The organism is Lysinibacillus sp. FSL K6-0075, assembly GCF_038592945.1.
GTDB classification, from domain to species: domain Bacteria; phylum Bacillota; class Bacilli; order Bacillales_A; family Planococcaceae; genus Lysinibacillus; species Lysinibacillus fusiformis_F.
Genome location: NZ_CP151947.1, coordinates 3605501 through 3617292, shown reverse-complemented (window position 1 = coordinate 3617292; position 11792 = coordinate 3605501). Strand labels below are relative to the sequence as shown.

10 protein-coding genes are annotated in these 11792 nt (G+C 38.2%); 8 read left to right on the top strand and 2 right to left on the bottom strand.

What is annotated here, in order from left to right:
* Positions 1-34: 34 nt before the first annotated feature.
* Positions 35-340 carry a YtpI family protein gene (locus MHB65_RS17700; protein ID WP_205444960.1) on the bottom strand — a complete coding sequence of 102 codons (306 nt, stop codon included), beginning with the start codon at positions 338-340 and terminating at the stop codon, positions 35-37.
* Between the two features lie 90 nt (positions 341-430).
* Here MHB65_RS17700 and MHB65_RS17695 point away from each other — a divergent pair, with 90 nt between their 5' ends.
* From MHB65_RS17695 to MHB65_RS17660, 8 genes are all read left to right on the top strand, one after another.
* On the top strand, positions 431-1375 hold the full coding sequence (locus MHB65_RS17695; RefSeq protein WP_207794398.1) for a bifunctional oligoribonuclease/PAP phosphatase NrnA: 945 nt from the start codon (positions 431-433) through the stop codon (positions 1373-1375).
* Positions 1376-1397: 22 nt separating this feature from the next.
* The gene (gene dnaE, locus MHB65_RS17690; protein WP_342441200.1) at positions 1398-4481 is read left to right on the top strand and encodes a DNA polymerase III subunit alpha; all 3084 of its coding nucleotides are present in this window, start codon (positions 1398-1400) and stop codon (positions 4479-4481) included.
* Between the two features lie 132 nt (positions 4482-4613).
* On the top strand, positions 4614-5255 hold the full coding sequence (locus MHB65_RS17685) for a GntR family transcriptional regulator (RefSeq protein WP_205444955.1): 642 nt from the start codon (positions 4614-4616) through the stop codon (positions 5253-5255).
* A gap of 24 nt (positions 5256-5279) precedes the next feature.
* A complete protein-coding gene (accD, locus tag MHB65_RS17680; protein WP_342441199.1) occupies positions 5280-6137 on the top strand; it encodes an acetyl-CoA carboxylase, carboxyltransferase subunit beta in 858 nt (285 codons plus the stop codon).
* The gene (locus MHB65_RS17675) at positions 6130-7086 is read left to right on the top strand and encodes an acetyl-CoA carboxylase carboxyltransferase subunit alpha (protein ID WP_205444952.1); all 957 of its coding nucleotides are present in this window, start codon (positions 6130-6132) and stop codon (positions 7084-7086) included. Before accD ends, MHB65_RS17675 begins: the two co-directional genes overlap by 8 nt.
* A 324-nt stretch (positions 7087-7410) precedes the next feature.
* Complete coding sequence (gene pfkA, locus MHB65_RS17670) at positions 7411-8370, top strand: 6-phosphofructokinase (protein WP_205444950.1); 960 nt, start codon at positions 7411-7413, stop codon at positions 8368-8370.
* A 26-nt stretch (positions 8371-8396) separates the two neighbouring features.
* Complete coding sequence (pyk, locus tag MHB65_RS17665; protein ID WP_205444948.1) at positions 8397-10157, top strand: pyruvate kinase; 1761 nt, start codon at positions 8397-8399, stop codon at positions 10155-10157.
* Positions 10158-10359: 202 nt separating this feature from the next.
* On the top strand, positions 10360-10749 hold the full coding sequence (locus tag MHB65_RS17660; protein WP_205444946.1) for an FxsA family protein: 390 nt from the start codon (positions 10360-10362) through the stop codon (positions 10747-10749).
* Here the strand turns inward: MHB65_RS17660 and MHB65_RS17655 are convergent.
* Positions 10733-11698, bottom strand: a complete 966-nt coding sequence (locus tag MHB65_RS17655; protein WP_205444945.1) for an AI-2E family transporter — start codon at positions 11696-11698, stop codon at positions 10733-10735. The two genes, MHB65_RS17660 and MHB65_RS17655, sit on opposite strands and share 17 nt — an antisense overlap.
* Between the last annotated feature and the right edge of the window lie 94 nt (positions 11699-11792).

The following is an 11792-nucleotide window of genomic DNA, read 5'->3' as shown; positions in this document are numbered from 1 at the left end:
GCGCAATTGCTTGGTCATCCCTTTGTTACATATATTATTGATTAATGCGGAATTCTTCCTCAACAAATTGTCCATAATGGCGTGCTTTTTTTATATTTTCTAAAAGAACTAAGATGCCGAGCGCGACAAGAATTGCTACAATAATAAATGTAAATAAGCCCGGGAATAAATAAGCTTGATTTAAAGCAAAGGACAAAATTAAGGAACCTAAGCCGATGTTCGCTTTACTTTTATACCAGTTTTTAGCAATAGGTAATGGAGAACGGAACTGTTTTGTTTTAAAATAAAAATAAAAAACAAAAGATATGATTATCGCAAACACAAATATTAAATTGAGCATAGTAAACCTCCTAGCATAACTAGACATTATTGTAACGATAATTATGTAAAAATGCTAACGGTTCTTACTATCATTTTGGGGGAAATTATTGTGAAAAGACAAATCATCGACACAATTGAGGCCAATGAAACGATCATTATTCACCGTCATGTACGTCCTGATCCTGATGCTTACGGCTCACAGCAAGGCTTAAAAGAGATTATTTTAGCCAATTATCCTGAGAAAAAGGTTTTCGCTGTAGGGGAACATGATACGTCCTTATCTTTTATGGCACAGCCGGATGAAATAGCGGATGAAGTGTATGACAATGCTTTAGTAATTGTCACAGACACGGCTAATACAGAACGTGTTGACGATCAACGTTATACAAAGGGCAAAATGGTGATAAAAATTGATCACCATCCAAATGATGATGCTTATGGTGATCTTTTATGGGTGGACACGACAGCAAGCTCTTGTAGTGAAATGATCTACGAATTATATGAAGAAGGCAAGGAAGTAGCAAACTGGAAACTCTCAGATGCTGCTGCGCGCTTATTATTTGCAGGAATAGTAGGCGATACAGGTAGATTCCAATTCCCAAGTACAACAACGAAAACATTTAAAGTTGCTGCTGACCTGATTACATATGATTTTGATCGAAATCAACTATTTGATGGCATGTACGAAATGGAGCAAAAGTTACTTAATTTACAAGGGTATATTTATCAAAACTTTACAATGAACGAGCATGGAGCTGCCTATGTGAAGCTGACAAAGGAATTACTGGCAGAGCATGATACTGTGCCATCTGAGGCTTCTTTATTAGTAGGTTGCCTTGGCAGCGTTAAAGGTATATGTTCATGGGTTGTGTTCATTGAAGAAGGGGATCAGATCCGTGTACGATTACGTTCAAAGGGTCCCGTTATCAATACATTAGCGAAGGAATTTAACGGAGGCGGACACCCGCTTGCTTCTGGAGCTACTGCTTATTCGTGGGAAGAAGCAGACCTCGTTATTTCAAGATTACAAGAGATTTGTAAAGCGTATCATTAACAGAGAAAAGGAAGGGATTCATTTGACACATGTATATACAAAGATGCATACGAGCGCGGATTTATTGAAAAGCACAATTCGGCTTGAGCAATTGATTCCTTTTTTACAAGAACAAAAGACACAAGCCTGTGCAATCGTTAATACGAAATTGTACGGGCTTTTGCCTTTTTGTAAAGCATTGCAGCAAGCAAATATTCATGCTGTTATTGGGCTTTCGGTTAACGTACAGTGGCATGAAACAACGCTTCCCCTCGTACTGTATGCGCAGACGCAGGAAGGCTATCAACATTTATTAAAGATAAGTAGTGCGATATCCATTAGACAAGACGAGGTGCTGCCATGGAAGTGGCTTGAGGGGTATTCAGCAGGCTGTGTAGCTCTACTTTCTGCTAATGATTTAACGGATTTAGATGACTGGCAGGCAATGGTTTCTGCATTGGTTCAGCTATTTGGTCATCAATTTTATATGGGAATTGCTAGACCAGGAGGGGAAAAGACTCAACATGAAGATGAATTCGTTTTCTGGTGTGAAGAACATGCCATTCCGCTTGTAGCGTCTCAAAGCTGTTATTTCTTGCGTCCAGAAGATCATTTTGCTTATGAGGTAGCAAGAGCAATTGATACAGGGGAAAAGCTTGGAAATACTATGCAAACGGCTGATGTGCAAGGCTATTTTGCCCCAACAGCATATGAATGGCAAAATTGGTTTGCTGATCGACCAGATTGGCTTGATTCCAGTATGAAAATGCTTGCTAGCTGTAAAGCTGATATACCTGAAATGCCTGTGCAAATGCCTAAATTTCCTGTACCTGAAGGTGAAACGGCTGAAAGCTTGCTTGTTAAAGAAGCATTTGCTGGATTAGAAGAGCGATTTAAGCAAATCGCAATACCCGTTGCCTACCGTGAACGCCTACAGTATGAGCTTGAAATCATTTGCTCTATGGGCTTTGCTGACTATTTTTTAGTTGTGGTGGATTTCATGCGTTATGCGAAAGAAAATCGAATTTTGACTGGACCTGGACGTGGTTCCTCAGCAGGTTCACTTGTGGCGTATAGTCTTTCCATTACACAAGTAGATCCACTTGCCTATGGTTTATTATTTGAACGCTTTTTAAATCCAGAAAGAATCACTTTACCTGATATTGATATCGATTTTGTTGATAGTAAAAGACATCAAGTAATTCAGTATGTTGCCCAAAAATATGGCAAGGCAAATGTAGCGCAAATTATTACATTTGGTACATTGTCTGCAAAAGCAGTTGCAAGGGATGTTGCGCGGGTTTTTGGCTTTGATGCGGAGATGTTAGAAAAAATTTCGAAGATGATTCCAAATAAGCCAGGAATGACATTGCAAAGAGCTGTGGCTGAGTCACAGGATTTTCAAGGTTGGCTAGCAGAAAATGATAACCATCTGCGTTGGTACGAGGTAGCGCTAAAATTAGAAGGTCTACCAAGAAATTCTTCTACACATGCAGCTGGTATTGTAATCGCTCCATCACCTTTAGTGAATACTGTACCGATTGAAGAAGGGCATGATGGTATTTATAGTACGCAATGGCCAATGGGAGATATTGAAGCGTGTGGTCTCGTTAAAATGGATTTCTTAGGCTTGCGCAACCTTACTATTTTAGAGCAAATACGTTGGTCTATTTATAAAGCGGGGGGTCCTTGGATAGAATTTGAACGAATTCCGATGCATGATGACAAGACGTTTCAGCTTTTACAAAGAGGGGACACGCTGGGGATCTTTCAATTAGAATCAGACGGTATGAAGCAAGCTTTACGTGATATCAGTCCTACAAGCTTTTTAGATATTGTAGCTGTAAACGCACTTTATCGTCCAGGACCAATGGATTTTATTCCTGTCTATGCAAAACGGAAAGCTGGCAGAGAAAAGGTGACGATGCCACATCCTGTGCTAGAGCCTATTTTACAAGAGACCTTTGGTGTGATTGTTTATCAAGAACAAATTATAAAAATTGCATCAGTACTGGCAGGCTTTACAATGGGACAGGCAGATTTACTTCGCCGTGCAGTGAGTAAAAAAAATCGTCAAGTTTTAGAGGAACAACGTACTGCCTTTGTTCATGGGGCGTTAAGCCAAGGCTTTGATCAGCGTGTAGCAGAAGAAGTCTATGAATTGATTGTACGCTTTGCGGATTATGGTTTCCCTAAAAGTCATGCTGTGGCCTATAGTGTTATTTCCTATCAAATGGCCTATTTAAAGGCACATTTCCCTCAAAGCTTTTATGCAGCTTTATTATCCAATGCAACGGGAAATGTAGAAAAGATTCAACAACTTGTCCATGAGGCAAAAGATAAGGGCATCCCATTTTATCCACCTTCTTTAAAAAACAGTACCAAGTATTTTACTATAGAAAATGAAGGCATTCGCTACAGCTTATCAGGAATCAAAGGTGTGCCCCATACTTTGATAGAAAAAATGCATGGGCTCCGTCAAACAAATCCAGAGGTATTAAATAACCTATTTGACCTGGCTGTTGCCTTAAGTGCGCAGCATTTTAAACCAAAAGTGATGGAATCATTAATTTATGCTGGGGCGCTTGATTATCTAGAAAAAGACAGAGCAGTCCTCATCATGACAGTAGACGCAGCTTTGAAACACGCAGAGCTTTTACGGCCAACTGAAGACATTGATTTGGCGTCGGCTATGGCATTTAGTTTTGGTAAGCCCAAATATATGCAGGCAGAAGAAATGTCCCAGAAGGAAAAATTGATGCATGAGAAAGAGAGTTTGGGCTTTTATATTTCTACACATCCAGTAGCACAAGAAAGACTATACTGGGGGGATGTCAATAGTACTTGCCGAGAGTTAAAGCAGAAGCGTGATGGTACCTCTATAAGAATGATTGGTATGATTGAAGAAGTGAAGAAAATTCGTACAAAAAAAGGTGAGCAAATGGCTTTTGTTCAGCTACAGGATGAGTTTGGAACGGTTTCAATTACATTTTTCCCACAAACTTTTCAATTGGTCCAAGACCTGCTGTTAGAGGAGGAAATGCTGTTGATTGATGGTGTCTTGGAGAGACGTTTTGGCAAGCCACAAATCAAAGTAAAACATGCGCAAACGACGAAAAAGATATAAAATGAAACAAGAATTGAGAAACTGCATTAAATTTTATGCAGTTTTTTCTTTACTTTTGAACAGTTATTTTGTAAGCTAGAGACAACGTTAAAAAGTGGTCAGACCACTTTTTTGATAAGGGGAGTTAGTCGTATGGATAAAAAAACCGAACAAAAGAAAGTGTTTTTAGAAATCGTCCAACAACTACGTCAACTCATTAAATTGGAAAAAATTCAAGCAGGTGAAAAACTGCCTTCAGAACGAGTTCTATCAGAGCGTCTAGGTGTCGGGCGATCCTCTGTGAGAGAGGCATTGCGAAGCTTAGAGTTGCTAGGGCTTATTGAAACGAGACATGGTGGTGGTACTTTTCTTGCGTCCACACATAAGCATCAGCTCGTAGAAATACTGTCGATGTTTATATTAGAAGATGAAAAATCGAAAAAAGATGTCGAATTAACGCGACAAATTCATGAAATGGAAGCAATCCGCGTAATAAGTTGTACAGAGATTCTTCGCACACTACCTGTGTGGGATAGTTTTTTTGTGAAACTAGAAATAGAAGGTACGGTTAATTGTCGAGATATTTTGCGAGAATTATTAATTACGACAGGTAATCGTCTTTCATTAAAAATCTGGTTTCAATTAGCAGCTTATGATGGCGACCGTTTAAATCGAAACTCAACAGAAGATGAAAAAATAATCATTCAAACAATGTTGAAATCGATGCAGCTTGGTTACGAAAAAGAAGCATTAAAAGCTTATGAGCAGTGGATGAGTACTGTACAGAGCATTTAGACAACAACAAAGGGGGAGTCGAACATGGCAATACGTAGCTTATTTAGTGGTAATCGAAAAAAGAAAGAGGATGGGCAAGAAAAGGCATTTCCGGAAGGGTTAATGACAAAATGTCCTGAATGTCGTCACATTCAACTGACAAAGGAATTAGAAAAAAACCATAAAGTATGTTCAAAATGTAGTCATCATTTCAAAATGACGGCACAAGAGCGTGTGGAATATTTCTTAGATGAAGGCTCATTCGAATCAATGGATGACCATTTACAAACTAGTAATCCCCTGAATTTCCCAGCATATGTTGAAAAAATTTCAGCAGACCAAGAGAAAACAGGCTTGAACGAGGCTGTTCTAACAGGTGTCGGTACATTAGATGGAGAAGAAATTGTCGTAGCGATTATGGATTCTCACTTCCGTATGGGTTCAATGGGCTCAGTTGTTGGAGAAAAAATTACACGAGCAGTGGAAAAGGCAACTGAACTAGGTGTACCATTTATTATCTTTACTGCCAGTGGTGGTGCCCGTATGCAAGAGGGCGTATTATCGTTAATGCAAATGGCGAAAACAAGTGTGGCTTTAAAACGTCACAGTGATCAAGGGTTATTGTTTATTTCTATTTTAACGCATCCAACAACAGGTGGGGTTTCCGCAAGCTTTGCTTCTGTTGGTGATATAAATATTGCAGAGCCACAGGCATTAATTGGCTTTGCAGGTCGTCGTGTAATTGAAGAAACTGTACGAGAAAAATTGCCAAGTGATTTCCAAACAGCAGAATTTTTATTAGAGCATGGTCAGCTTGATGCCATTTTCCATCGCAAGGATTTACGTAAACAAGTTTCATTACTTGTAAAAATGCATACGAAAGGCGGCGTGCAACATGTCTAAAAATTTAGCATTTGAAGAACCAGTCGTACAATTACGAGAGAAAATTGATGAATTAAAAACAATTGCTGCAGAAGCAGAAGTAGATATGTCAGGTGAAATTGAAAAGCTTGAAACACGTTTATCGCAATTAGAGCAATCGATTTATGCCAATATGAAGCCGTGGGATCGTGTACAAGTAGCAAGACATCCAGAAAGACCTACAACACTCCAATATATTGAAGCGATATGTGAAGATTTTATTGAATTACATGGTGATCGTACATTTGGTGATGATGCAGCCATTCTTGGTGGGATTGGCATTTTTGAAGGGCAACCAGTAACGATAATTGGACATCAACGTGGTAAGTCTACAAAGGAAAATATACGTCGTAATTTTGGTATGCCTCATCCAGAGGGCTATCGAAAAGCGCTACGCTTGATGAAGCAAGCTGAAAAATTTAAACGACCAATTATTTGTTTTATCGATACAAAAGGTGCATACCCAGGGAAAGCTGCTGAAGAACGTGGTCAAAGTGAAGCAATCGCTAGAAATCTTGTTGAAATGGCTGGTTTAACTGTGCCCGTAATTAGTATCGTTATTGGTGAAGGAGGAAGCGGTGGTGCACTAGCATTAGGTGTAGCAAACCGTGTCTTTATGCTAGAGAACTCAACATATTCTGTTATTTCTCCAGAAGGGGCAGCATCTATTTTATGGCGTGATGGTAGTCTTGCAAAGCAGGCAGCGGAAGCAATGCGTATTACAGCACCTGATTTAAAAGAGCTTGGTGTAATTGATGGCATTATTCCTGAAATTATTGGTGGAGCACATCGCAATGTAGCGAAGCAGGCTCTTTCTATTAAAGAATGCATTAGTGACACACTTCATGCATTAAATTCTCTAAATGGAGAACAATTAATTGAAGATCGTTATGAAAAATTTAAAAAAATTGGACAATATACAGAAGCGTAATTCTGTTTGTTCGTAACAGATGAATGTTCTTTACCTTAATAGTGTATAAAAATCTAAAGCTATAAATTTGCTCGTTAAGAGACAGAATTTGTATCTTAACATATTAAAAAGCTATAAAAATGAAAGAAGAAAATAGCGCGAAATAAACGCCAGACTTCTTGAAAAAATGTTAGATTTAGGATGTTTTAAGGTGGAAAGAGTGTGTGAAAGCGCATTCTTTTCATTTTTTATGTAAAAGTTATGTTTTTGTATCCTCAGAACCCTTACATAGTTTGTTTTTTCATGTTAATGTGAATAATAATAGTAACTGCAGGAGGTTCGACAATGAAAAAAATTGCTGTATTAACTAGTGGTGGAGATGCGCCTGGAATGAACGCAGCTATTCGAGCGGTAGTTCGTAAGGCAGCATTTCATGGAATCGATGTTGTCGGAATTAAGCATGGTTATGAAGGCTTAGTAAAAGGTAATATGGAAGAACTTGATTTAGGTGCAGTTGGTGGTATTATTCAACGCGGTGGTACGCATTTGAATTCAGCAAGATGTCCAGAATTTAAAGAAGATGCTGTCCAGCAACGAGGTATTGAAAATTTACGCGCTGCTGGAATTGAAGGACTTGTTGTCATTGGTGGTGACGGGTCTTATCGAGGTGCGATGGATTTAGTGAAAAAAGGCTTCCCTGTTGTAGGTGTTCCTGGAACAATCGACAATGATATTCCAGGAACAGAATATACAATCGGCTTTGATACGGCCCTTAATACAGTCGTAGAGTCCATTGATAAAATCCGAGATACTGCTACATCTCATGAGAATTCTTTCATTGTAGAGGTCATGGGACGGGATGCAGGAGATATCGCTTTATGGGCAGGTCTTGCTGCCGGTGCTGAAACAGTCTTAATTCCAGAAGAAGATTATAATTTAGACGATATTGTCGCACGCTTAGATCGTGGTGCGGCACGTGGTAAAAAGCATAGCATTATTATTGTTGCAGAGGGTGTTATGTCTGGAAATGAACTGGCAAAGCTGTTAAAAGAAAAAACAGGAAAAGAAACGCGTGTTTCAGTATTAGGTCATATTCAACGTGGTGGTTCACCAACAGCACGAGATCGTGTACTAGCAAGTCAGTTTGGCGCACATGCAGTTGAATTACTAATGGAAGGCAAAGCTGGTAGAGCAGTAGGTATTCGCAATCATCAAGTCATTGATTACGATATGCCAGAGGCTTTTGAAAAGAATCACGAGGCAGATGTAAGCCTTTATACACTAATGAAAGAACTATCAATATAATTTGTTATAAAACGGAGTGGGCAAAAATGAGAAAAACTAAAATCGTATGTACAATTGGACCTGCAAGTGAGTCACCAGAAACTTTAGAAAAATTAATCGAAGCAGGTATGAATGTTGCCCGCTTGAATTTTTCACACGGATCTCATGAAGAACATGCAGGACGTATTCATTTAATTCGTGAAGTGGCACAAAAATTAAATAAACCAGTGGGAATTTTACTTGATACAAAGGGTCCGGAAATTCGTACACATAACATGAAAAATGGCGAGCTTCATTTGTCAGCAGGTCAAGTAATAGATATTTCAATGACTGAAGTAGAAGGTACTGAGACGAGCTTCTCTGTCACGTATGAGCGCTTAATTGAAGACGTTGAGCAAAATTCAATTATTTTACTTGATGATGGTCTTATTCAACTACGTGTATTAGCAACAGATATGGAAAAAGGATTAATTCATACAATTGTTGAAAATGCTGGCGTCCTAAAGAATAAAAAGGGAGTTAACGTCCCAGGTGTTTCTGTACAACTACCAGGTATCACAGAAAAAGACGCACAAGATATTTTATTTGGTATCGAACAAGGTGTTGATTTTATTGCCGCTTCATTTGTTCGTCGTGCAAAAGATGTTCTTGAAATTCGTGAATTGCTTGAACAAAATGGTGGTAGTCATATTCACATTATCCCAAAAATCGAAAACCAAGAGGGTGTCGATAACATCGATGAAATCATCCTAGTATCGGACGGTTTAATGGTTGCTCGTGGAGATCTTGGTGTTGAAATTCCAGCAGAAGAAGTACCACTTGTACAAAAGAAATTAATTCTAAAATGTAATCAAGTTGGTAAACCAGTAATTACGGCAACACAAATGTTAGACTCCATGCAGCGTAACCCACGACCAACACGTGCAGAAGCAAGTGATGTAGCCAACGCAATTATTGATGGAACAGATGCTATCATGTTATCTGGAGAAACTGCCGCAGGTCTTTATCCAGTAGAATCAGTACAAACGATGAATAAAATTGCACAACGCACTGAAAATTCATTAGATTATAGATCAATTGTTTCTGCACGTAGTCGTGAGAAAGAAGCAAATATGACAGAGGCCATTTCTCAAGCTGTAGCTTATACTTCTATCAATTTAGGGGTGAAAGCCGTATTAGCACCAACTGAAAGTGGCAATACAGCGAGAATGATTGCAAAATATCGACCAGGAGTGCCAATTGTAGCCGTAACAGGCTCTACAAATACAGCTCATACATTAACACTAGTATGGGGCGTATACCCAATTGTGTGTCAACGCGTGACAACAACAGATGAGATTTTAGAGCTAGCTGTAGATGAAAGCTTAAAGCATAGTTTTGTTACTCATGGCGACGCTGTTGTCATTACAGCAGGGGTGCCTGTTGGTGAAGCGGGTACAACAAACTTAATGAAAGTACACATTATTGGTGATTTACTTGCTCGTGGACAAGGAATTGGAAAAGCATCCGTTGTTGGTAAAACAGTGGTTGCTAAAAATGCAGCTGAGGCACTTGCCTACGATACAGATGGATGCATCATTGTCACAGTTGGTTCAGATCGTGATATGATGCCAGCTTTAGAAAATTGTATTGGTCTGATTACTGAAGAAGGTGGGCTAACTAGCCACGCGGCAGTTGTAGGGCTAAGCCTAGGTATTCCAGTAATCGTTGGCGTAAAAGAAGCAACTACATTAATTCGTCATGGTCAAGAAATTACAATGGACGCTGAAACAGGTGTTATTTACAAGGGGCATGCAAGTGTTCTTTAATCATTAACAAAAAGCTCTAGTGCGGTTTGTTGTACTAGAGCTTTTTCATAAAGGTTGTACACACTCTTTCTGGAAACTATTTAATTCTTCCTCTAACAGAAGTTGCTTTCTCTTTGAATAGGTGTATTCATTTTTTTATGAAACTAAACGGGCTATAATAACGTATAAAAGGTATAGCTTTTCAAGTAGAAAGGAGAAAAATATGCGAAAAATTTTTCTTGGTTTCATTGTCTACGCATTAGCCGAATTGGCGTTATTAATAGTCATTGGACAAAATATTGGCGTTTTAAGTACTTTATTGCTCATTATGGCTACGAGTATTATTGGGATTTATGTCATGAAGAATAAAGGTATGAATTCTGTTCAAAATGTAAAAAATACATTGGCACGTGGAGAAGCGCCAGGAGCTGCATTAGTGGATACTTTCTTAACTTTTGGTGGTGGTTTGCTTTTAGCGTTACCTGGATTTTTAACAGATGTCCTAGGTTTATTCCTACTCATGCCATTTTCTCGAAAAATGTTCCAACCCATTGTCTATTACTGGATGCGTAAAAAAATGAAAAAAGGTCAATTCATTATCGTTCAAAGATAGAGTTTTCCTTGAGTTTTACGGCTAGAAATAAAAAGATAGGGCTCAGCAAGATACCATAAAAGCCAAATAATAGAATAGAGGCAGCACTGATAAAGAATGTATGGAACGTGCGTAGCTGAAGCGTATTGGACCAAAGCATCGAATCAGCTAGCTGCCTTGTTAATTGTACAAATAAATATAGTAGTAAAATGGCTACACATAAAAAGGTATTGCCATTGAAATAAAAATAAATGCTCATTGGCACAAGAAAAACGCCGATTCCGAAAAACGGTAGTACATCTGCAAATGCTACAATAAATGCTTTAATGATGGCTTGTTCAAATTGAAGAATCATAAACCCTGCACAAAGAATGAGTAGGGTAATCGTAAATAATTGAAACTCCACAAATAAGAAGTAATGAAAGAGCTGCATGATTTTTGCAAAATGAGATTGCCACTCTTGTCGATATTTTTTAGGCACATATTGAAAGAACCAATAGCGTGATTTACGAGTTTCTAGAAGCGCAAAGTAATAAGCGACTAAAAAGATGAATACCTCAATGACATGCTTCATTAATAATTGGAAAAGATCTGCTGTGTAGATGATGATAGAATCGAAAATGGACAGTGACTTTTCTTTTAATACTTGTACAAACATGGATTCATATTCACTGAAAAGCGGGAAATTTTGTAGTGTCTCTCGAATTTCTGGAAAGATAACGATAATACTGTTTATCGTTATGACAACTAACAGAAAAATACATGTTAATATCAATACTTCCACAACAATTGCTGCGATCCAATACGCAATCCTACAATATTTATGTAAAAAATTTATGATAGGATACGTTGAAAATGACAAAAAAATTGCAAGTGAAACAGGTAATACAAACCAAAGTATGACTAAATAAAAGATAAAAAACAAAACACTTGTAGTTCTTTCGTATGAAAAATACTTTAAATTCCTCATTTTTACAAATTCACCCCAAACCAATTAATAAATTAATGTCAAAATATACAAAAAAATCTCTTTGGGACAGTTATATAGTCGTTCGGACGTCTTT

What these genes read in the sequence shown, in the direction of transcription:
- MHB65_RS17660 (WP_205444946.1), top strand. Translation starts at nt 10,360, where the DNA reads ATGCGAAAAATTTTTCTTGGTTTCATTGTCTACGCATTAGCCGAATTG.
- MHB65_RS17655 (WP_205444945.1), bottom strand. Translation starts at nt 11,698, where the DNA reads ATGAGGAATTTAAAGTATTTTTCATACGAAAGAACTACAAGTGTTTTG.
- pfkA (WP_205444950.1), top strand. Translation starts at nt 7,411, where the DNA reads ATGAAAAAAATTGCTGTATTAACTAGTGGTGGAGATGCGCCTGGAATG.
- MHB65_RS17685 (WP_205444955.1), top strand. Translation starts at nt 4,614, where the DNA reads ATGGATAAAAAAACCGAACAAAAGAAAGTGTTTTTAGAAATCGTCCAA.
- MHB65_RS17700 (WP_205444960.1), bottom strand. Translation starts at nt 340, where the DNA reads ATGCTCAATTTAATATTTGTGTTTGCGATAATCATATCTTTTGTTTTT.
- pyk (WP_205444948.1), top strand. Translation starts at nt 8,397, where the DNA reads ATGAGAAAAACTAAAATCGTATGTACAATTGGACCTGCAAGTGAGTCA.
- MHB65_RS17675 (WP_205444952.1), top strand. Translation starts at nt 6,130, where the DNA reads ATGTCTAAAAATTTAGCATTTGAAGAACCAGTCGTACAATTACGAGAG.
- accD (WP_342441199.1), top strand. Translation starts at nt 5,280, where the DNA reads ATGGCAATACGTAGCTTATTTAGTGGTAATCGAAAAAAGAAAGAGGAT.